The organism is Cellulomonas chitinilytica (genome assembly GCF_016862675.1).
GTDB classification, from domain to species: Bacteria; Actinomycetota; Actinomycetes; order Actinomycetales; family Cellulomonadaceae; genus Cellulomonas; species Cellulomonas chitinilytica.
Map to the genome: position 1 here is coordinate 160282 of NZ_BONK01000004.1, position 20858 is coordinate 181139.

The window sequence follows — 20858 nt, forward strand, 5'->3', positions numbered from 1 at the left end:
CGTGCCCTGCCGTGCCACTACCGACCACTGCCACTCCCCGCCCTTTCCTCTCCCCGCCCTTCCCTCTCCCCCGCCCTTTCCTCTCCCCGCCCTTCCCTCTCCCCCGCCCTTCCCTGACCCCGCCCCTGCGTCTGCCCCTGCCCTGCCCCACGATCGGACGGCGCGCCAATGCGCGTCATCGCCCGTCATCGCACCCACGCGCTGCACACGAGGTGTGATCGGTCCGACGCAAACTCCTGAAATGTGGTGCGCCAAGGTGTCGGCTGATGGCGCGCGGGTGACCGATCTCGATGTGGGACGGCCAGGTTTCACGTGAAACGCCGAGCGCCCTGACGGACACGTCACACGTCGGGACTCTCCGATCGGTGACCAGCCCTCGGTGTGCCCCGATCCATCGGTCCGCGCGTGTGCCCGGCGAAGGCGTCGATTCGAGCTGAAGGCGCCGATCCGCTAGTGCGACGGCGGGGCGGTCACGTCCGCGCTGCCTTCTGAATCGCGGACCTGGCGCAGCGCGAGTGGAGATCCTCCGAATCCGCCGCGCCACCCGACTCCTGCCTCGCCATCCCAGGAACGCCACGCAAGCGGAGGACTCCGTCGAGCGATCAGGCCCACCACCCGGGATCTACTGCGCACCCTCGACGACGGCAGAGGCCTCCTCGTACGGCCGCTCGAGCGAGCGAGCGCCCTGCAGAGGTGATCCCCCTCGTCAGTTCCGGCTGGACGAGTCCTGGTGCTTGCGTCTACGCGCCCAAGGGAGCGGTGTGCCGCCAGGACGTCCTCACTCCTCTCGCGCGGACGCCGATTGCGACGGGATGCGAGGAGCCGCCCAGGCTCAGGCAGTCGAGCCCCCACAGCCGAGCCGCTCGCACAGCCGTGCGCTCACGCTCAGTCGCTCCCCCGGACATCGCCGTCCTGGTCGCAGGTGCAAGCCACCTCGGAACCCAGGCCGTCACAGGCTTCGCGGCTCTAGCCGGAGGCCAAAGGAGGAGAGGGGCACGTCGCGAAGTCCCCATCCCGTCAACGCGCTGCGCGCCGTAGGCGCGGTCGGCCGATGTGCGGAGCTACGTGTGCCAGTGGTCCTCGGTGGCGACCCCGAGTCGGCCCTCAGGTGCCCGACGTGCAATCCGTCCGCGACGGAGTCCATCGCAGACGGCCTGCGGGAGCCATGTGCGCACGATCGCATTGAATGATCTCCGCCCCGTGGACCCTGACGTGTGAGGTGAATCCGCGCGGCTTACCGGGGCCACACCGCTCTACTGGACTCGCCGTCACCCGACCCAGAACACGGCCGGCCGTCTAGCCGGGCGGGCACCCGCCGGGCGACCCGAGCGCGGCGACCACCACCCGACTGCGGCCCCAACGACATGCTTGTCGAGCGGCCCCGAAGCGCAGGCACATCCTCATGCCCATCGAGGGAGGGCATGTCCGGACTGGCCCGCCTCTCCCCAGTTTCACGTGAAACAACCGCCAGTCGCGACCGTCCTCGAGCAGGCAGACAGCAAGCGCATGCGCACAAGCCAGATCCATCGACACGCAGAGTCGGACCGAAGCTCGCCGCCCAGCGGATCGTCAGACGGCCGCGCTGGGATCACGTCGACCCCACGACAGGAGCGGCACCAACCAACCCGCCCTGCGATGACAGGGGGTGTTTCACGTGAAACCTCGCCACAGTCGCCCTGCCCCGATCCCGTCGCGCGACACGCGCACAAGAACAAGCATGAGCACAGCACGAGCACGAGCAGCCTCCGACACCGACCGCCCCTGACGAAACACGCACTGGTGCCACCCGGTACCTGGACGGCCCGAACACGGGACGCTCCTGTCAGCCACTCCCGTCCGACGCCGACCTCACCGGCGTCAAGCAGCCCACACCGCCACGCCCACCCAACGTCACACGATCGTCTCGACGCCCCGCCGGCCCACCAGACCGAGCCACGCCCCCGCCGGTCCATCGAACCGAGGCACGCCCCTGACGCCTGCCGTCAGGGCGAGACGGAACGCCGGCGACCACCGAGCCGGGATCCACGGGCGCGTCAGACGACGAAGGGCGGCGCACCGATCGGTGCACCGCCCTCCGCCCCAGCAGGCAGATCGACAGCTGTCAGGCCTGCCGGATCACCACGTGCCGGGAAGGCTCGACGCCCTCGGAGTCGCTGACGAGTCCCGCTGCGGCGGCGGTGTCGTGCACGACCTTCCGCTCGAACGGGTTCATCGGGTCGAGCGCCACGGGGGCACCGGACTCGCGCACCTTCGCGATGGCGGTCTCGGCGACGGCGACGAGCTCGCTCCGGCGGGCGGCGCGGAAGCCGGCGACGTCGAGCATGAGCCGGCTCCGCTCGCCGGTCTTCGTCTGCACGGCAAGCCGGGTGAGCTCCTGGAGGGCGTCCAGCACCTCCCCGTCACGACCGGCGAGCCGCCGCAGCGATCGGTCGTTCGGGTCCTCGGACACGATCTCGACCGCGGCCCGGCCGTGGTCGATGTCGATGTCGATGTCGCCGTCGAGGTCGGCGATGTCGAGGAGCTCCTCGAGGTAGTCCGCGGCGATCTCGCCTTCTTCCTCGAGGCGCTTGGTGCTGGTGGGCTCGGCCGGGGCGTCCGGCGAGATCGAGGTCATGGAGTCTCCGATCATCGGCTGCGCGTGCGCTACTTCTTGGGCTTGGTCGGCGTCTTCGACGACGGCTTGGACTTGCCAGGCCCGTCGTCGTCAGGGCCGGAAGGGGTGGAGGACGACGTACCCGAGGACGACGTACCCGAGGACGACGCACCCGAGGACGACGGGCCCGACGACGCCGCGTCGGACACGGGGCCACCGGTCGTCGCCCCGGCGGGACGCGGCTTGTTGCGGTCCTTGCGCTTCGGCTGCTGGCGCTGCCCGCTGCGCGGTGCGTCCTCGACGATGACCGCCCGAGGGGCGTCCTCGTCGGCCTCGGGGATGGTCCCCCGGGCCGCAGCCTTGCGCGCCTTGCGCTCCAGGAGGGCCTTCTCGGCCTCGGAGCCAGGGGCCGGCATGCGGCGGATCGTGTAGAACTGCTGACCCATCGACCACAGGTTGGTGGTGGTCCAGTAGATGAGCACACCGATCGGGAAGTTCACGCCCGAGAACGCGAAGATCAGCGGCAGGACGTAGAGCAGGACCTTCTGCTGCTGCGCCATGGGCCCCTGCAGCGCGGCGGGCGGCATGTTCTTCATCGTGAGCTGGCGCTGCGTGAGGAACGTGGTCGCGGACATCGCGATGATGAGCACGATCGTCACGACGCGGATGTGCCAGTTGTCGCCGGCCTGCATGAAGGTGCCGGACAGCGGAGCACCGAAGATCGTGGCCTGCTCGGCGGACGACGCGACCGACGCCGTGAGCGGCCCGATGGGCTCGTGCTTGCCGTCGGCGATGTCCGGGAGCGAGTTGAGCACCCGGAACAGGGCGAAGAAGATCGGCGACTGCAGCAGGATCGGCAGGCAGGAGGCGAAGGGGTTCGTCCCGTGCTTGCGGTAGAGCTCCATCGTCTCGCGGCTCATGGCCTCACGGGACGCGGGGTCGGTCTTCCCCTTGTACTTCTTCTGGATCGCCTGCATCTCGGGCGCGAGCATCTGCATGCCGCGCGACGCCTTGATCTGCTTGAAGAACAGCGGGATCAGCAGGATCCGGATGACGATCACGAGGCCGACGATGGACAGGGCCCATGCCGCGCCACCGTCGGGGTCGAGCCCGAGCGAGGAGAGGAGCTGATGCCACCCGTACATGATCCAGGCGACGACAATCATGATCGGCTTGAGCAGACCGTCGAACCACGTCATGTGGCAGAGCTCCTCGGTGGGTGGATCGGTGCGTGGATCAGTGGGCTGACGGTGCCACGTCGACGTGACGGTGCGAGTGGTGGTGCGGCCGTGCAGGGGGAACGTCGTCGACGCCGCCCGGGTTCCACGGGTGGCAGCGGAGCAGGCGTCGGGCGGCGAGCCAGGTGCCGTAGAACGCACCGTGACGGGTCACGGCGATGACGGCGTACTGCGAGCACGACGGGTAGAACCGGCAGGTCGGCGGTGTCATCGGGGAGATGAACCGCTGGTAGCCGCGGAGCAGCAGGAGCAGCGCCTGGGCGGGTAGGCGCACGATCGCGCGGGCCACTCGACCTGGATTCATGGGATGACTAGGCCTGGGCTCGGCGGGTGTGTCGCCGCCGAGCGCCGTCGAGAGCCGAGTCGAGGTCGGCGCCGAGCTGCGCGAACGGCTGTGATGCCGCCGGTGGCAACGCACGCACGACGATGCCGGCGTCCGGGGGCAGGACGTCCAGCCGGTCACGGACGAGGGCCCGCAGGCGCCGCTTGACGAGGTTCCGTGTCACGGCCGTGCCGACCGTCTTGGACACGACAAGACCGACCACCGGGCCTGGGGCACCGGGGTCGGTCCTGGTCGTCAGATGCACCACGAGGGTGTCCCGTCCGCTGCGCGCACCGCGGCGCACCGCCTGCTCGAAGTCGGCAGCGCGGCGCATGCGGTGCGCAGCGGGCAGCACCGACGGTGGGGTCAGGCCGAGAGCTCCGCGCGGCCCTTACGGCGACGCGCGGCGAGGATCGCGCGGCCCGCGCGGGTGCGCATACGCAGGCGGAAGCCGTGCGTCTTGGCGCGGCGCCGGTTGTTCGGCTGGAACGTGCGCTTGGTCACGAGAGTCTCCAACTACTTCGGGTTGGGCCTCGCGCGTGTCGCACGTGGCCTGGTCTGTCGCCGGGCTCGACCACTCCGGGAACACGCACTGCGTGCGTGCGGCGTCAGGGCGCGCCAGCAGGAGCCGTCAGGAAGGCTGCACCACGGTACGCGGCCGGGTCGCAGCCGGTCAAATGCGTCAGGAGGTCACCCGCTCGCACCCTCCACCGTGAGGAGACCGGGGACTAGCATCGTCCGTCGTCGTCCCCGCCGCCCACATCTGTGGAACGCGGGCAGCGCTCGTCCCCACACAGCCCCGTGGGAGCCAGGAACGACGCGGCGAACCGCCGCTCACAGGTGTGGACAAGTATGTGGACAACTTCCCGCCGTGCGAGACTCGAGCACCACGCGATCGAACAGCCGAGGTAGGACGTGTCACAGGACGAAGAGCTGGCCCGTGTCTGGGGTCACGTGGTGTCGACCCTCGAGGGCAGCCCTGACATCACCCCGCGCCAGATCGCCTTCGTGCGCCTGGCCCGCCCTCTGGGCCTCCTCGACGGCACCCTCCTGCTTGCCGTGGGCAACGACCTGACCAAGGACTACCTCGAGACGCGCGTGCGCTCCGAGGTCACGGACGCCCTGAGCGACGCGCTCGAGCGGGAGGCTCGCTTCGCGATCACCGTCGACCCGGACATCGTCGAGGACGCTCCCCCGGCCCTGCGGGTGCTGCCCCCGTCCGTCGACCAGCGGTCCGACGGCTACGACTCCTCGGCCCCCGCCGAGCGCCCGGACCTGTCGATCGTGCACGACGACGAGATCTCGGACGACGAGACGCCGTTCGAGCCGGGTGCGGGTCGACGGCTCATGGCCGTGGGCGACCGGCCGGGCACGGGCAGGCGGCAGGCCGCGGCCGAGCCCGCGCGCCTGAACCCGAAGTACCTCTTCGAGACGTTCGTCATCGGCAGCTCGAACCGGTTCGCGCACGCGGCCGCCGTCGCCGTCGCCGAGGCGCCGGCCAAGGCCTACAACCCGCTGTTCATCTACGGCGACTCGGGCCTCGGCAAGACGCACCTGCTGCACGCGATCGGCCACTACGCGCAGAACCTCTACCCGAGCGTCCGGGTGCGGTACGTGAACTCGGAGGAGTTCACCAACGACTTCATCAACTCGATCTCCGAGGGCAAGGCCGGTGCGTTCCAGCGCCGCTACCGCGAGGTCGACGTGCTCCTCATCGACGACATCCAGTTCCTGCAGGGCAAGGAACAGACGATGGAGGAGTTCTTCCACACGTTCAACACCCTGCACAACGCGAACAAGCAGGTCGTGATCACGTCCGACCTGCCGCCGAAGCAGCTCAACGGCTTCGAGGACCGGATGCGGTCGCGGTTCGAGTGGGGCCTCATCACCGACGTGCAGCCGCCGGACCTCGAGACCCGTATCGCGATCCTGCGCAAGAAGGCCGGCAGCGAGAAGCTCCAGGCCCCACCGGACGTCCTCGAGTACATCGCGAGCAAGATCTCGACGAACATCCGTGAGCTCGAGGGTGCGCTGATCCGGGTGACCGCGTTCGCGAACCTCAACCGCCAGCAGGTCGACCTGTCGCTCGCCGAGATCGTCCTCAAGGACCTCATCACGGACGACCAGACGACCGAGATCACGGCGACCCAGGTCATCGGGCAGACGGCGGCGTACTTCGGCCTGAGCATCGAGGACCTGTGCGGGTCGAGCCGGTCGCGCGTGCTCGTCACGGCCCGGCAGATCGCGATGTACCTGTGCCGTGAGCTCACGGACCTGTCGCTGCCGAAGATCGGGCAGGCGTTCGGCGGCCGGGACCACACGACCGTGATGCACGCGAACCGCAAGATCCGTGAGCTGATGGCGGAGCGCCGCTCGATCTACAACCAGGTCACCGAGCTCACCAACCGGATCAAGCAGCAGAGCCGGGGCTGAGCGCCCGTTTTCGGTGCCTGACGACCTGTTCGCCCGGTCGTCTCCCCAGAAGTTATCCACAACATCCACAGGCACCTGGGGATGCTTGTGACGACATTCACCCGAACGGCGCAACGCTGTCCAAGCGCGACCCGTGAGCACGCCGCAACGCTCTGACCTGCACAAACGGACAGACGTCTCGAACATGCACGATCCCGTGGCGGCATATCGGGCCGAAACGCATGAGACAACTCTCACCGTCGAATCGATCCGACACGGTTGACGGCAAGGTTCAGCCGTCGAGTGAGACATGCATGGGACGAATGTTCACACCTGTGCACACACCTGTGGACGACGGTGGATGAAGGCCCATCCACATGTGGATCACGAGGGTGTGGACGGTGGACGGCGATCCGGGACCTCGCGGTCGTCCACGATCGTCCACGACGACCGGCCCGCGACGCACACCCGGCATCCACACCACGATCGGCCGCTGACCTGCACGGACGGCGGTGTTCCACATCGTGCACACCCCCGATGACGACGACGACCCTTCTCTGCCTGGTCGATCCACACACCGTCGTTGTGCGGACGGCCACGCCGGCCGGGCGACGAACCCGACCAGGGCACACGCCCACGACGGGCTCTGTACCGAGCGTCGGACCTCTCGCGTAGTGTTCGCCTGACGCCTGTCCCACCCCGACGGACCGACGCCCGGACACGGGTCGACGACGAGTCGTGGAGGGCGAACCAGCGCCGCGTCCCGCGTGCACGACTTCGTGCGCCGAGGGGCGTCGGACAGGCCCGAACGACGAGAGGTGAGGCATGAGGTTCCGGGTCGAACGTGACGTTCTGGCCGACGCCGTCACGTGGACGGCGCGGAGCCTGCCCACCCGTCCGCCCGTCCCCGTGCTCGCCGGCGTCCGCATCGAGGCGGACACCACGGGCACCATCCAGCTCTCGAGCTTCGACTACGAGGTCAGCGCCCGCTCGCAGATCCCTGCCGACGTGAGCGAGCCGGGCACGGTCCTGGTCTCGGGCCGTCTGCTCGCGGAGATCTCGCGTGCGCTGCCCGCCAAGCCGGTCGACGTGGTGCTCGACGGCACGAAGGTCATCGTGACCTGCGGCGCGAGCCGGTTCACCCTCCTGACGATGCCGGTCGAGGACTACCCGAACCTGCCGTCCATGCCCGCCACGGCGGGCACGGTCGACGGCGACGAGCTGACGCACGCGGTCGCCCAGGTGTCGGTCGCCGCCAGCCGTGACGACACGCTCCCCCTGCTCACCGGCGTCCGCGTCGAGATCGAGGGCGAGAAGGTCACGCTCCTCGCGACGGACCGCTATCGCCTCGCCCTGCGCGAGCTCACGTGGAAGCCGTCGAGCCCGGACATCTCCACGGTCGCCCTCGTCCGGGCCCGCACGCTGTCGGACGCGGCGAAGTCGCTCGGCAGCGCCGGTTCGGTCACGGTCGCGCTCTCGACAGGCGCGGGCGTCGACCTCATCGGGTTCGAGGCCGCCGGCCGCCAGACGACGAGCCTGCTGGTCGACGGGGACTACCCGGCCGTGCGCCGGCTCTTCCCGGACGAGACGCCGATCCACGCCGTCGTCCTGACGCAGGCGCTGGCGGACGCCGCCAAGCGTGTCGCGCTCGTCGCGGAGCGCAACACCCCGATCCGGCTGTCGTTCTCCGAGGGCCAGGTGGTGCTCGACGCCGGCCAGGGCGACGACGCGCAGGCCTCCGAGGCGCTCGAGGCGACGCTCGTCGGCGACGACATCTCCGTGGCGTTCAACCCGCAGTTCCTGCTCGACGGCCTGAGCGCGCTGGACACCACGTTCGTGCGGCTGTCGTTCACGCACCCGAACAAGCCCGTCGAGTTCACCGGGCAGGAGTCGCTCGAGGGCGAGGACCTGCAGGAGTACCGCTACCTGCTGGTCCCGATCCGCTTCGCCAGCTGACCGAGGCCGGGACGGGCACGAGGCCCGAACCACGGCCCGTCACGGCCCCGCACCACCCCCGGTGCGACCCGGTCGCGGCTGCGGCAGAGTGACCGTGGGATGTCACGAGATCGACCGGTCACGGTCGTCGAGGAGAGGCGAACGCCATGCACATCGGTCTGGTCGGACTGGGCAAGATGGGCGCGAACATGCGTCAGCGCCTGCGTGCCGCCGGCGTCGAGGTCACAGGCTTCGACCGGAACCCCGACGTCACGGACGTCCCGTCGCTCGAGGCGCTCGTCGAGGCGCTGCCCGCGGGTGACCGTGTGGTCTGGGTGATGGTGCCGTCGGGTGCCATCACCGACGCCGTGATCCGGGACCTGGCCGGCCTGCTGACCAGCGGTGACATCGTGATCGACGGCGGGAACTCGTACTACCAGGACGACCAGCCGCACGCCGACCTGCTCGCCGAGCACGGCATCGGCTTCCTCGACGCGGGCGTCTCGGGCGGTGTCTGGGGCCTGGCGAACGGGTACGGGCTGATGGTCGGTGGCGACGCCGCGCTCGTCGAACGCGTCCTGCCGGTGTTCGACGCGCTGCGGCCCGAGGGTCCCCGCGAGGAGGGCTTCGTGCACGCGGGCGCCGTCGGTGCGGGCCACTTCGCGAAGATGGTGCACAACGGCATCGAGTACGGCCTCATGCAGGCGTACTCGGAGGGCTACGAGCTGCTCGCCGCGAAGGACCTGGTCACGGACGTGCACGGGACCATGAAGGCGTGGATCCGCGGCACGGTCGTCCGGTCCTGGCTGCTCGAGCTGCTGGTCCAGGCGCTCGAGCAGGACCCGGGCCTCGCGGAGATCGACGACTGGGTCGAGGATTCGGGCGAGGGTCGTTGGACGGTCGACGAGGCGATCGACCTGGCCGTTCCGGCGCCGGTGATCTCGGCGAGCCTGTTCGCGCGGTTCGCCTCCCGCCAGGAGGAGTCGCCGGCGATGAAGGCCGTCGCGGCGCTGCGTCAGCAGTTCGGCGGCCACGCCGTGAAGCCCACGGGCACCACCGGCCCGGTCACCGGCACCACCCCGGTGCCGGGCGCCGCGGTCCCACCGTCCGCCTAGGCACCGATGTACGTCGCGCACCTGTCCCTCACCGACTTCCGGTCGTACCCGCAGGTCGAGCTCCCGCTCGACCCGGGCATCACGGCCCTGGTCGGCCCGAACGGGCAGGGAAAGACGAACCTGGTCGAGGCCATCGGGTACGTCGCGACGCTCGGCAGCCACCGGGTCCCGTCCGACGCGGCGCTGGTCCGCGCGGGTGCCACGAGGGCCGTCGTCCGGACCCGGGTGATCCGCGAGCTCGACCCGGGCAGCCCGCGCGCGACCCTCGTCGAGATCGAGGTGACGCCGGGCAAGGCGAACCGGGCGCGGGTCAACGGCGGCTCCCCCGGCCGTGCCCGCGACGTGCTCGGCATCCTGCGCACGGTGCTGTTCGCGCCCGAGGACCTGTCGCTCGTGAAGGGCGACCCCGACGGGCGCAGGAGGTTCCTCGACGACCTGCTCGTGCAGATCACCCCGAGGATCGCGGGCGTCGTGGCCGACTACGACCGTGTCCTGCGGCAGCGTTCGGCGCTCCTGAAGTCCGCGGGTGCGGCGATGCGCGGGGGGCGCAGCGGAGCGGACCTGCGCACGCTCGACGTGTGGGACGCGAAGCTCGCGCAGACAGGGGCGCAGCTCGTTGTGGCCCGTCGGGACCTCGTGACGGACCTGGCACCGCGCGTCGCGCAGGCGTACGAGCAGGTCAGCTCGGGTCAGGGCGAGGCCGTCATCACGTACAAGGCGTCCCTGGACGGCGTGCTCGGCGAGGAGGCGTCCGCCGAGCCCGCGACGACGGAGCTCGTCGAGGCGCAGCTGCTCGAGGCCATGGGCCGGCTGCGCGGCAAGGAGATCGAGCGCGGGGTGAGCCTCGTCGGCCCGCACCGTGACGACCTGGTCCTCACGCTCGGCGGGCTGCCCGCCAAGGGGTACGCGAGCCACGGAGAGTCGTGGTCGTACGCGCTGGCGCTGCGGCTGGCGTCGTACGCGCTGCTGAGCGACGACACGTCCGCCGCGGACTGGGGTCCGGACGGCGAGCCGGTGCTGATCCTCGACGACGTGTTCGCGGAGCTCGACACCCGCAGGCGCGACCGCCTCGCGGAGCTCGTCGCCCCGGCACGGCAGGTGCTCATCACGGCGGCGGTCCCCGGGGACGTCCCGGAGCCGCTCGCGGGCGGCCGCGTGGACGTGATGTCGGGCGAGGTCGCTCGTGTCCTCTGACGGGCGCCGCGACGACGGGCGCGCGACGCCGAGCGGGGGCGATGACGACGCCCTCCTCCCCCCGGTCCGTCGCCGACCCGTCGAGGGTGCGCCCCTGCGGGACGTCGTCGACCTGGTCCCGGAGCGTCAGGTGGCCCTCGCCGCGCTGAACCGTGCGAAGGAGGCGGCCCGGGCGAAGGGTCTGCGGCCGGGTGACGCCCCGAGGCGGCGGCCGCTGATCGACACGTCGGGCACGTCGGGCGCCGGGCCGCGCGACCCGCAGGCGGTCGGCACCAGCCTCGGTGCGCTCGTCGGGCAGTTCGGCTGGGGCAGCGGCCTGGTGTCGGGGACGTTGCAGCACCGGTGGGCCGAGCTGCTGGGGCCGGAGGTCGCGGAGCACTGCGCCTACGTGTCGTTGGAGGCCGGCGTGCTGACCGTGCAGGCGAGCTCGACGAGCTGGGCGACGCACCTGGGGTGGGCGGCGCCGACGATGCTGCAGCGGTTCGCGACGGAGCTGGGCGAGGGGGTTGTCTCGGAGGTCAAGGTCCTCGGGCCGTCGGGTCCGGGGTTCAGCAAGGGCCGCAAGAGGGTCCCGGGCCGAGGCGTCAGGGACACGTACGGGTAGGCGGTTCGGCGGGGGTTGCGCGCAACCGGTGGAGAAACCCGGTTCCGGGCTGTCCGGCAGGTAGACTTGGCAGGTCATTCCTGGCGCGTCTGTGCCGGTCTAGACACGAGAACGCCAGCGTCATGGAGTGATCCGCCCTCCGAGTGGTCGTGCGGGGCGCTCCGTCGCGTGTGACAACTTGAGGAGTACCACCGCCCGTGGCCGACGAGAGCAGCTCCACCGACGAGACCCCCGAGGTCGCCGAGGTCGAGCAGACCCCCACCACCAGCGCCACGAACGGCGGCTACGACGCCAGCAACATCACGGTCCTCGAGGGCCTCGAGGCGGTGCGCAAGCGACCCGGCATGTACATCGGGTCCACCGGTGAGCGCGGCCTGCACCACCTGGTGTACGAGGTCGTCGACAACTCCGTCGACGAGGCGCTGGCCGGGTACTGCGACCACATCGAGGTGACGCTGCTGGCCGACGGCGGTGTCCGGTGCATCGACAACGGCCGTGGCATCCCGGTCGCGATCCACCCGACCGAGGGCAAGCCGACCGTCGAGGTCGTCATGACGATCCTGCACGCCGGCGGCAAGTTCGGCGGCGGCGGGTACGCGGTGTCGGGCGGTCTGCACGGCGTCGGCATCTCCGTGGTGAACGCGCTCTCGACGCGCGTCGAGACGGTGGTCAAGCGCGACGGCCACGTCTGGGAGATGGACTTCGAGAACGGCGGCAAGCCCGTCGGCGGCATCCGCCAGGGCGAGGCGACGAGCGACACCGGCACCCAGCAGACGTTCTGGCCCGACGCGTCGATCTTCGAGACGGTCGACTTCGACTTCGAGACCCTGCGGTCGCGCTTCCAGCAGTACGCGTTCCTCAACAAGGGCCTGCAGCTCACGCTCACCGACGAGCGCCCGCAGCACACGGGCACGGAGGACGAGGTCACGTCGGCCGACCCGAGCGACGAGGCAGCGGCCCACACGCGCTCCGTCACGTACAAGTACGACGGCGGCCTCATCGACTACGTCGCGCACCTGAACGCGGCGAAGAAGGTCGAGCTCGTCCACCCCGAGGTCATCGACATCGAGTCGGAGGACAAGGAGCGCCGCATCTCGGTCGAGATCGCGCTGCAGTGGACGAGCGCCTACAGCGAGTCGGTCCACACGTACGCGAACACGATCTCGACGACCGAGGGCGGCACCCACGAGGAGGGCTTCCGCGCCGCGATGACGTCCCTGATCAACAGGTACGCGCGCGACAAGGGCATCCTCAAGGAGAAGGACGACAACCTCACGGGCGACGACATCCGCGAGGGCCTCACGGCCGTCATCTCCGTCAAGCTCGGCGAGCCGCAGTTCGAGGGCCAGACGAAGACGAAGCTGGGCAACACCGAGGCGAAGAGCTTCGTGCAGACGGTCGTGAACAACCAGCTCGGCGACTGGCTGGACTCGCACCCGAACGAGGCGCGCGACGTCATCCGCAAGTCGATCCAGGCGGCCACGGCCCGCATGGCGGCCCGCAAGGCGCGTGAGGCGACCCGCCGCAAGGGCCTGCTCGAGTCGGGCGGCATGCCCGGCAAGCTCAAGGACTGCCAGAGCAACAACCCCGCCGAGTGCGAGGTGTTCATCGTCGAGGGCGACTCGGCCGGCGGCTCCGCGGTGCGTGGGCGCAACCCGCGCACCCAGGCGATCCTCCCGATCCGCGGCAAGATCCTCAACGTCGAGCGCGCCCGCCTGGACCGCGCCCTGGGCAACCAGGAGGTGCAGGCGCTGATCACGGCGTTCGGCACGGGCATCGGCGAGGACTTCACGCTCGAGAAGCTCAGGTACCACAAGATCGTGCTGATGGCCGACGCCGACGTCGACGGCAAGCACATCTGCACCCTGCTGCTCACGCTGCTCTTCCGGTACATGCCGGAGCTCATCACGCAGGGGCACGTGTACCTCGCGCAGCCGCCGCTGTACCGGATCAAGTGGTCGAACGCGGACCACGACTACGTGTACTCCGACCGTGAGCGCGACGCCTTCATCAAGGACGGCCAGGCCGCCGGCAAGCGGCTGCCGAAGGAGAACGCGATCCAGCGCTACAAGGGTCTCGGCGAGATGGACTACCAGGAGCTCTGGGAGACCACGATGTCGCCCGAGCACCGCACGCTGCTGCAGGTCACGCTCGACGAGGCCGCGGCGGCCGACGAGATCTTCTCGGTCCTCATGGGCGAGGACGTCGAGTCCCGACGCTCGTTCATCCAGCGCAACGCGAAGGACGTGCGGTTCCTCGACATCTGAGGCCTCCCGCACCCGCCGCTCCTAGCACTACCGCGACAGAAGGAACCACGTGACCGACATCCCGAACGACGGCATCGAGCACGGCCGGATCGACCAGGTCGACCTGCAGCTCGAGATGCAGCGGTCGTACCTCGACTACGCGATGTCCGTCATCGTCGGCCGTGCCCTGCCGGACGTGCGCGACGGGCTCAAGCCGGTGCACCGCCGCGTGCTGTACGCGATGTACGACGGCGGCTACCGGCCGGACCGGCAGTTCTCGAAGTGCAGCCGTGTTGTCGGCGACGTCATGGGCAAGTACCACCCGCACGGTGACTCCGCGATCTACGACGCCCTCGTCCGCCTCGTGCAGGACTGGTCGCTGCGGTACCCGCTGGTCGCCGGCCAGGGCAACTTCGGCTCCCCCGGCGACGACCCGGCGGCCGCGCCGCGGTACACCGAGTGCAAGATGGCCCCCCTCTCGATGGAGATGGTGCGGGACATCGACGAGGACACGGTCGACTTCGGCGACAACTACGACGGCCGCACGCAGGAGCCCCTCGTCCTGCCCGCACGGTTCCCGAACCTGCTGGTCAACGGCTCGGCGGGCATCGCGGTCGGCATGGCGACGAACATCCCGCCGCACAACCTGCGCGAGGTCGCCGACGGCGTCCAGTGGTACCTGGAGCACCCGGAGGCGTCGAAGGAGGAGCTGCTCGCGGCGCTCCTGACCCGGATCAAGGGCCCCGACTTCCCGACGGGCGCGACGATCCTCGGGCACCGCGGCATCGACGAGGCGTACCGCACGGGTCGCGGGTCGATCACGATGCGGGCGGTCGTCGAGGTCGAGGAGATCCAGGGCCGGATCTGCCTGGTCGTCACCGAGCTGCCGTACCAGGTGAACCCGGACACGCTGGCGAAGAAGATCGCCGACCTGGTCCGTGAGAACCGGGTCAGCGGAATCGCGGACATCCGCGACGAGACGTCGGGCCGCACCGGCCAGCGCCTCGTGATCGTGCTCAAGCGCGACGCCGTCGCGAAGGTCGTGCTCAACAACCTCTACAAGCACACCCAGCTGCAGGACACGTTCGGCGCGAACATGCTCGCGCTCGTCGACGGCGTCCCCCGCACGCTGTCGATCGACGCGTTCGTGCGGCACTGGACCGCCCACCAGCTCGAGGTCATCCAGCGGCGGACCCGCTACCGGCTGCGCAAGGCCGAGGAGCAGATCCACATCTACCGTGGGTACCTCAAGGCGCTCGACGCGCTCGACGAGGTCATCGCGCTCATCCGCCGCTCCCCCGACTCCGAGCAGGCGCGCGAGGGGCTCATGGAGCTGCTCGACGTCGACGAGGTCCAGGCGAACGCCATCCTCAACCTGCAGCTGCGCCGGCTGGCCGCCCTGCAGCGCCAGGAGATCATCGAGAACCACGACAAGCTGCAGACGCAGATCGTCGAGTTCAACGCGATCCTCGCCTCCGACCAGCGGCAGCGCGACATCGTCAGCACCGAGCTCACGGAGGTCGTCGACAAGTACGGCGACGAGCGCCGCACGACGATCCTGCCGTTCGACGGCGAGGTGTCGGTCGAGGACCTCATCGCCGAGGAGGAGATGGTCGTCACCATCACCCGCGGCGGCTACGCGAAGCGCACCCGGTCGGACAACTACCGGGCGCAGCGTCGTGGCGGCAAGGGCGTCCGTGGCACGCAGCTGCGTGAGGACGACATCGTCGACCACTTCTTCGTGACGACGACGCACCACTGGCTGCTGTTCTTCACGAACCTCGGCCGGGTGTACCGCGCGAAGGCGTACGAGCTGCCCGAGGGCGGCCGTGACGCGAAGGGCCAGCACGTCGCGAACCTGCTCGCGTTCCAGCCGGGCGAGAAGATCGCCCAGGTGCTCGACATCCGCGACTACCAGCAGGCCGAGCACCTGGTGCTCGCGACGCAGCGCGGCCTCGTCAAGAAGACCCGCCTCGCGGAGTACGACTCGAACCGGACCGGCGGCGTCATCGCGATCAACCTGCGCGAGGACGAGAACGGCCTGCCCGACGAGCTCATCGGCGCGCGCCTGGTGAACTCGGACCAGGACCTCATCCTCGTGTCCCGCAAGGGCCAGTCGGTGCGGTTCACCGCGACGGACGACGCGCTGCGGCCCATGGGCCGGGCGACGTCGGGCGTCACGGGGATGAAGTTCCGGGCGGACGACGAGCTCCTCGCGATGGACGTCGTGCGTGAGGACGCGTTCCTGTTCACGGTGACCGAGGGCGGCATCGCGAAGCGGACCGCGCTCACCGTCGAGAACTACCGGCAGCAGGGTCGTGGCGGTCTCGGGATCAAGGTCGCGAACCTCCCGGAGGCCAACGGCGACCTGGTCGGGGCCCTGGTCACGGACCTGGACGACGAGGTGCTCGTCATCATGGAGCGCGGCAAGATCGTCCGGTCGGCGACGACCGAGGTCAACGCCACGGGCCGCACGACGCAGGGTGTCATCTTCGCGAAGCCTGATTCCGGGGACCGGATCATCGCGGTGGCCCGCAACACGGAGCGACACCTCGCGGACGACGCCTCAGGTACCGTGGGCGGCGAGAACGGTCACGGACCGGACGAGACGGACACCGCGGAGCCCCCCGCCGGTGACGTCGCGCCGGTCGCCGACGAGGCCGCCGAACCGACTGCGGAGGATGCATGACCGACTCCACCCCACCCTCGATCCCGCCGCGCAAGCGCCCGACGACCCCGGTGACGGCCGGTCGTCCGTCGGCGAGCGCGCACGGCGTGGAGCCGAGCACGGGGCGGACGGTCACGTCCTCGCCGAACGGCACGCCGTCGGGCGAGCCGAGCGGCGGCGCCTCCTCCAACGGGACGCCCGCCGCCGTCCCGGTGCTCCCCCCGACCACGGGGTTCGACAGCCAGCGGACGCGCGACGAGCGACCTTCGTCGTCGGCCGCCTCCGTGCCCGGTGACGAGCACGACCTGCCCTCCCCTCTCATGGTCGCGGTCGACACCGCGACCGTGTGGTTCAAGAAGGCTGCCGGTGCCACCAGCACCGCGTTCGCCGCGGTCACCCGACCCCGTACCGAGGATCCGACCATGACCACTCCGGCTTCGGCGCCTGCCGCTGGTGCTCCCCCGCGCACGTCCGCGCGTCCCGCGCCGACGACGGGGGCCGTCCCTCGCACGACCGGCGCGGTGCCCCGCACGACGACGGGTCGGATCCCGACCGTCGGCGGTCCGCACGGCGGCGCACGCCGCGTCCGCCTGGCGATCTCCCGGGTCGACCCGTGGTCCGTGATGAAGCTGTCGTTCCTGCTGTCGGTCGCGATCGGCGTGATGATCGTCGTCGCGGCGGCGGTCGTGTGGCTGACGCTGGACGGCCTGCACGTGTTCACGAAGATCAACGACCTGGTCGTGCAGATCGTCGGCACGGAGAGCCCGATCGACATCCTGCAGTACGTCGAGTTCAAGCGGATCGTCTCCGGCGCGACCCTCGTCGCGGTCATCGACGTGTTCCTGCTGACGGCGCTGTCGACGATCGGGGCGTTCCTCTACAACATCGTCGCCGCGCTGGTGGGCGGCGTGCATGTCACGATGACTGACGAGTGACCGCATCCGGTTTGGGCGCGGCGCCTGCCCTGGGGTAGTCTCGTCCGGCCGCACTCGGGTTGACCGGGTGATGCAACGGGCCTATAGCTCAGACGGTTAGAGCGCTTCCCTGATAAGGAAGAGGTCACAGGTTCAAGTCCTGTTAGGCCCACTCCCGACCCGTGGGGGAATCGATGAAGAAGCTCCTGCTCCTCGTGGCGGTCGCCGCCGTCGGTTACGTCGTCTACCAGAAGCTCGTGCAGGACCGCGACGAGCGGGACCTGTGGGCAGAGGTCACCGACACCTTCGAGTGAGTCCCGCACGGGGGGCTGCGGCGGACGCCCGCCGCACCACGGGGCCATGGCGCAATTGGTAGCGCACCTGCTTTGCAAGCAGGGGGTTAGGGGTTCGAGTCCCCTTGGCTCCACCCATCACGTCGAGAGCAGCGCGTCCGCTGCCTCGGTCCTCGTGTAGAGGACGGCGCGCCCGTCACGTGCGGCGCGGACCAGGCCGGCGTCACGCATCGCGGTCAGGTGGCCCGACACCCCGGCGGGTGAGAGTCCCAGCTCGTGGGCGAGTGCGGTCGTCGAGGCAGGTGCGTCGAGGCGCCGCAGGATCGTGGTGCGTGTCCGGCCGAGCACCCCGGCGAGGGCCTCGGGTCGGTCCGGCTCGGGTGCTCCCCAGATCGTGCCCGCGCCGCGTGCCGGGTAGGACAGCTGCGGTGGTTCCGGCGGGACGGCTCGGGTGAGGACGGCGTCGCCGACGAACACGTTCGGCAGCAGGACGAGTCCGTGGCCCGTGCCGTCACGGGTGATCTCGCAGTGGCGCCGGACCAGGTGCAGCGAGCCCTCGTCCCACCGCACCGTGCCGTGGAGCTCGTTGAGCACCGCACCGGTCCCCTGCTCCGCGACCTGGCGGGCGCGGTGCAGCAGGTCGGCGTCGAGCACGGCGTGGATCCGCGACCAGTGCGGGGCGAGCGCGAGGTCCCAGTAGGCGCGTACCTCGGCGGCGACGTCGACGAGCACCCGGGCGGGTTCGCGGCGCAGGGCGACGACCCGGCGGGGGTCGAGAGGGGCGCGTTCGGCGGCCAGCATGTCGAGCTCGAGCCGGACACGGTCGGGGTCGGTGGCACGGACCACGTCCAGCTCGGCCGTCAGGTCCGGTGGGCCGGACGGCGGCGGGCACGGGGTGAGCAGGTCGGCGAGATAGCCGTACGTCGGCACGAGCTCGGCGAGCCACCCGCGGTCGAGCCCGGCGGCCCGGACGGCCGGTCGCAGGTGCTCGACCCAGGTCCGGAACGGTGCCGGGGTGCTGGTGCGCGCGAGCATCCGGAAGCTCGTCACCACCTGCCACGACGGCGACACGGCGAACCGGGCGCGCGCGACGTCGTCCGCCGTGAACGCCACGACCGCCCGCACGAGCACCCCCGAATTCGGCGGACGCCGAATCGTTCGACGTCCTGCTGTGGCGCGAGCAGGATCACTGCCGCGACGACACCTTATGGAGGACCACCGACATGACCGCCACCGCGACCGATCTCTCCCGCACCCGCACGATGGCCCGCCGGCTGCGCGACCTGGCCGACGCGCAGGTGCTCCTCCTCGCGAACGTCTGGGATGCCGCGAGTGCGGTCGTCGCGGCCGACGCAGGGGCACCGGCGCTGGCGACGACGAGCGGTGGCGTCGCGTGGGCGATCGGCCGGGGCGACGGACAGCGGGCGACACGGGACGAGATGCTCGCCGCCGCCGCCCGGATCGTCGCGGCCGTGGACGTCCCGGTGTCGGTGGACGTCGAGGGCGGGTACGGGCCGTCTCCCGACGACGTGGCGCGGACCGTCGCACGCGCCGTCGAGGTCGGCGCGGCGGGGATCAACCTGGAGGACTCGCGGGCGGCGGGCGGTCCCCTGTTCGACGTGGCCGACCAGGTCGGCCGCCTGCTCGCGGCACGCGCCGCGGCGACGAGTGCCGGTGCGGCGGAGATCGTCGTGAACGTGCGGACCGACGTCGTGCTGTTCGGGGTCGGCACGCCGGAGACGCGGCTCGACGAGGTGCTCCGGCGTGCGGCGGCGTACGCGAGCGCCGGTGCGGACAGCCTGTTCGTCCCGGGGCTGCTCGACCTCGACGTGCTGGCGGAGCTGTGCGCCCGGTCGCCGCTGCCCGTCAACGCCATGGCCGGCCCGGGTGCACCCGACGTCGTCGCGCTGGTGACGGCGGGGGTGCGACGGGTGAGCCTCGGGACGTCGGTCGCGCAGGCCGCGTACGCCGTGGTGGAGCGGGCCACCCGGGAGCTGCTGCGGGACGGCACGTACGAGCACGTGTCGGGCGGCCTGGACTACGGCCGGCTGGACGGGCTCGTCGACCGGCACTGAGCATCCGTGCGGCGGCCTGCGTGCCGAGCACCCGGCGGATCAGTCGTCGTGGCGCCAGCGCGTCAGGGCGTAGCCGACGAGGAACCCGGTGGTGGCGATCTCGATGACGGAGAAGTACACGTAGTGCGGCCGCGGGCCGGTGCCGACCAGCAGTGAGCCTGCCTGGACGACGGTCATGACGGCGCCGGCGACGACGGTCCCCCAGCGAGCGATCCGGTGGGGTGCCACGCGGGAGACGAGCACCATCGCCATCGGGATGGTCATGAGGACGGCCGACGCGAGCAGGAACCCGTCGGTGAGAGTGATTCCGCCGACGGCGCCGTCGAGGATCGCCCGGAGGTCGTCGGGGGCGAAGAAGCCGAGGACGTCGCAGTACAGGTAGCACAGGACGGCGAAGAGCCACAGGGACGAGACGACCGTGCGGGGGGTGACCCGTGCGGTGGTGGCCGACGGCGGATGCGGTGCGGTCAGGGCGGTCACGGGAGCCTCCAGGTAGCGGACGACCTTACGTTGTAAGTCGACCGTACAGCGTAAGATCAGCAGTTCACAAGGGGGTCCGATGCCACCAGTCCGTGAAGCGCTGAGCCGCGACCGCGTGGTCGCCGCCGGTGTCGCCGTCGCCGACACCGAGGGTCTCGCCGCCGTCACGATGCGCCGCGTCGCCGCCGAGCTCGACTGCGAGGCCATGTCGCTCTACCACCACGTGCCGAGCAAGGACGCGCTGCTCGCCGCCCTGGCCGACGAGGCCGCCCGCCTCGTCGTGCAGGAGGCCGCCGCCATCACCGCCGACGACTGGGTCGATGCCGTGCGCCGCCGGTGCCTCGCCGCACGCGACGTCATGGTGCGGCACCCGTGGGCGGCCGGGCTGCTCGCCGCCCAGCAGCAGAGTCCGCCGTCGTCGTGGGCGCTCTACGAGCAGCTCGTCGGGACGCTCACCGAGGCCGGCTTCGACGACGACCTCGCGCACCGGGCGATCCACTCGCTCGGCTCCATGGTGTTCGGCTTCAGCACCGAGCTCTTCGAGCCGGACGGCGGCGACAGCACGCCCGACCCCGAGATCATGGCGACGATGGCGCAGCACATGCCGAACCTCGCGCGGATGGCCGCGTCCGTGGTGCACGAGGTCGACGGCGCGCTCAGCGTGTGCGACACCCGCGCGGAGTTCGAGTTCACGCTCGGGCTCGTGCTCGACGGTCTGGAACGCGAGCGCGTCCGGCGTGCCACCGCGTAGCTACCGCGTAGCCGCTGC

At 70.6% G+C, this 20858-nt stretch carries 17 protein-coding genes, 2 tRNA genes and 1 pseudogene; 13 read left to right on the top strand and 7 right to left on the bottom strand.

Annotated features, from left to right (window positions below):
* Nucleotides 1-2101 precede the first annotated feature (2101 nt).
* The 5 genes from Cch01nite_RS07250 to rpmH are packed head-to-tail and all read right to left on the bottom strand — an operon-like array spanning nucleotide 2102 to nucleotide 4657.
* On the bottom strand, nucleotides 2102-2614 hold the full coding sequence (locus Cch01nite_RS07250; RefSeq protein WP_203750527.1) for a Jag family protein: 513 nt from the start codon (nucleotides 2612-2614) through the stop codon (nucleotides 2102-2104).
* 29 nt (nucleotides 2615-2643) lie between these two features.
* The gene (gene yidC, locus Cch01nite_RS07255) at nucleotides 2644-3792 is read right to left on the bottom strand and encodes a membrane protein insertase YidC (protein ID WP_203750530.1); all 1149 of its coding nucleotides are present in this window, start codon (nucleotides 3790-3792) and stop codon (nucleotides 2644-2646) included.
* A 37-nt stretch (nucleotides 3793-3829) separates the two neighbouring features.
* Nucleotides 3830-4135: a membrane protein insertion efficiency factor YidD gene (gene yidD, locus Cch01nite_RS07260; protein WP_203750532.1), complete on the bottom strand. Its 306-nt coding sequence runs from the start codon at nucleotides 4133-4135 to the stop codon at nucleotides 3830-3832.
* Between the two features lie 7 nt (nucleotides 4136-4142).
* Nucleotides 4143-4508 (bottom strand): ribonuclease P protein component, encoded by a 366-nt coding sequence (rnpA, locus tag Cch01nite_RS07265; protein WP_203750535.1) that lies wholly within the window; start codon nucleotides 4506-4508, stop codon nucleotides 4143-4145.
* A gap of 11 nt (nucleotides 4509-4519) precedes the next feature.
* Complete coding sequence (rpmH, locus tag Cch01nite_RS07270; RefSeq protein WP_043601468.1) at nucleotides 4520-4657, bottom strand: 50S ribosomal protein L34; 138 nt, start codon at nucleotides 4655-4657, stop codon at nucleotides 4520-4522.
* Nucleotides 4658-5068: 411 nt separating this feature from the next.
* On the opposite strand from rpmH, the gene dnaA reads away from it, so the two are divergent.
* The 11 genes and pseudogenes from dnaA to Cch01nite_RS07320 all read left to right on the top strand — a co-directional run bounded on the left by dnaA (nucleotide 5069) and on the right by Cch01nite_RS07320 (nucleotide 17668).
* The gene (gene dnaA, locus Cch01nite_RS07275; protein WP_203750537.1) at nucleotides 5069-6586 is read left to right on the top strand and encodes a chromosomal replication initiator protein DnaA; all 1518 of its coding nucleotides are present in this window, start codon (nucleotides 5069-5071) and stop codon (nucleotides 6584-6586) included.
* Between the two features lie 804 nt (nucleotides 6587-7390).
* Nucleotides 7391-8521: a DNA polymerase III subunit beta gene (gene dnaN / locus Cch01nite_RS07280; protein ID WP_203750539.1), complete on the top strand. Its 1131-nt coding sequence runs from the start codon at nucleotides 7391-7393 to the stop codon at nucleotides 8519-8521.
* A 143-nt stretch (nucleotides 8522-8664) separates the two neighbouring features.
* Nucleotides 8665-9615: pseudogene (gene gnd, locus Cch01nite_RS07285) on the top strand (phosphogluconate dehydrogenase (NAD(+)-dependent, decarboxylating)); the annotation flags it as partial.
* 6 nt (nucleotides 9616-9621) lie between these two features.
* Complete coding sequence (gene recF / locus Cch01nite_RS07290) at nucleotides 9622-10809, top strand: DNA replication/repair protein RecF (protein WP_203750543.1); 1188 nt, start codon at nucleotides 9622-9624, stop codon at nucleotides 10807-10809.
* Complete coding sequence (locus Cch01nite_RS07295) at nucleotides 10799-11413, top strand: DciA family protein (RefSeq protein ID WP_203750545.1); 615 nt, start codon at nucleotides 10799-10801, stop codon at nucleotides 11411-11413. The genes recF and Cch01nite_RS07295 overlap by 11 nt, the downstream gene beginning before the upstream one ends.
* Nucleotides 11414-11610: 197 nt before the next feature.
* The gene (gene gyrB / locus Cch01nite_RS07300; protein ID WP_203750547.1) at nucleotides 11611-13680 is read left to right on the top strand and encodes a DNA topoisomerase (ATP-hydrolyzing) subunit B; all 2070 of its coding nucleotides are present in this window, start codon (nucleotides 11611-11613) and stop codon (nucleotides 13678-13680) included.
* A gap of 49 nt (nucleotides 13681-13729) precedes the next feature.
* Nucleotides 13730-16348 carry a DNA gyrase subunit A gene (gene gyrA, locus Cch01nite_RS07305; RefSeq protein ID WP_203750549.1) on the top strand — a complete coding sequence of 873 codons (2619 nt, stop codon included), beginning with the start codon at nucleotides 13730-13732 and terminating at the stop codon, nucleotides 16346-16348.
* The gene (locus Cch01nite_RS07310) at nucleotides 16345-17262 is read left to right on the top strand and encodes a DUF3566 domain-containing protein (protein WP_203750551.1); all 918 of its coding nucleotides are present in this window, start codon (nucleotides 16345-16347) and stop codon (nucleotides 17260-17262) included. Before gyrA ends, Cch01nite_RS07310 begins: the two co-directional genes overlap by 4 nt.
* 77 nt (nucleotides 17263-17339) lie before the next feature.
* Nucleotides 17340-17413: transfer RNA gene (locus Cch01nite_RS07315), tRNA-Ile, on the top strand.
* 22 nt (nucleotides 17414-17435) lie between these two features.
* Nucleotides 17436-17555, top strand: coding sequence for a DLW-39 family protein (locus Cch01nite_RS22690; RefSeq protein ID WP_239070018.1), 120 nt, complete (start codon nucleotides 17436-17438; stop codon nucleotides 17553-17555).
* A gap of 40 nt (nucleotides 17556-17595) precedes the next feature.
* Nucleotides 17596-17668: transfer RNA gene (locus tag Cch01nite_RS07320), tRNA-Ala, on the top strand.
* A gap of 4 nt (nucleotides 17669-17672) precedes the next feature.
* Here the strand turns inward: Cch01nite_RS07320 and Cch01nite_RS07325 are convergent.
* Nucleotides 17673-18665, bottom strand: a complete 993-nt coding sequence (locus tag Cch01nite_RS07325) for an ArsR/SmtB family transcription factor (RefSeq protein ID WP_203750554.1) — start codon at nucleotides 18663-18665, stop codon at nucleotides 17673-17675.
* 92 nt (nucleotides 18666-18757) lie between these two features.
* On the opposite strand from Cch01nite_RS07325, the gene Cch01nite_RS07330 reads away from it, so the two are divergent.
* Nucleotides 18758-19609 (top strand): isocitrate lyase/PEP mutase family protein, encoded by an 852-nt coding sequence (locus Cch01nite_RS07330; RefSeq protein WP_239070020.1) that lies wholly within the window; start codon nucleotides 18758-18760, stop codon nucleotides 19607-19609.
* 39 nt (nucleotides 19610-19648) lie between these two features.
* Here Cch01nite_RS07330 and Cch01nite_RS07335 read toward each other — a convergent pair whose 3' ends face one another.
* Nucleotides 19649-20089 (bottom strand): DUF6326 family protein, encoded by a 441-nt coding sequence (locus Cch01nite_RS07335; RefSeq protein WP_203750557.1) that lies wholly within the window; start codon nucleotides 20087-20089, stop codon nucleotides 19649-19651.
* A gap of 79 nt (nucleotides 20090-20168) precedes the next feature.
* Between Cch01nite_RS07335 and Cch01nite_RS07340 the strand changes: the two genes are divergently transcribed.
* The gene (locus Cch01nite_RS07340; protein ID WP_203750558.1) at nucleotides 20169-20840 is read left to right on the top strand and encodes a TetR/AcrR family transcriptional regulator C-terminal domain-containing protein; all 672 of its coding nucleotides are present in this window, start codon (nucleotides 20169-20171) and stop codon (nucleotides 20838-20840) included.
* Nucleotides 20841-20858 lie beyond the last annotated feature (18 nt).

Bases quoted from the DNA above. Each gene is read 5' to 3' on its own strand.
- yidC (WP_203750530.1), bottom strand. From the start codon at position 3,792: ATGACGTGGTTCGACGGTCTGCTCAAGCCGATCATGATTGTCGTCGCC.
- Cch01nite_RS07310 (WP_203750551.1), top strand. From the start codon at position 16,345: ATGACCGACTCCACCCCACCCTCGATCCCGCCGCGCAAGCGCCCGACG.
- recF (WP_203750543.1), top strand. From the start codon at position 9,622: ATGTACGTCGCGCACCTGTCCCTCACCGACTTCCGGTCGTACCCGCAG.
- dnaN (WP_203750539.1), top strand. From the start codon at position 7,391: ATGAGGTTCCGGGTCGAACGTGACGTTCTGGCCGACGCCGTCACGTGG.
- Cch01nite_RS07330 (WP_239070020.1), top strand. From the start codon at position 18,758: ATGACCGCCACCGCGACCGATCTCTCCCGCACCCGCACGATGGCCCGC.
- Cch01nite_RS07250 (WP_203750527.1), bottom strand. From the start codon at position 2,614: ATGACCTCGATCTCGCCGGACGCCCCGGCCGAGCCCACCAGCACCAAG.
- Cch01nite_RS07340 (WP_203750558.1), top strand. From the start codon at position 20,169: ATGCCACCAGTCCGTGAAGCGCTGAGCCGCGACCGCGTGGTCGCCGCC.
- Cch01nite_RS22690 (WP_239070018.1), top strand. From the start codon at position 17,436: ATGAAGAAGCTCCTGCTCCTCGTGGCGGTCGCCGCCGTCGGTTACGTC.
- yidD (WP_203750532.1), bottom strand. From the start codon at position 4,135: ATGAATCCAGGTCGAGTGGCCCGCGCGATCGTGCGCCTACCCGCCCAG.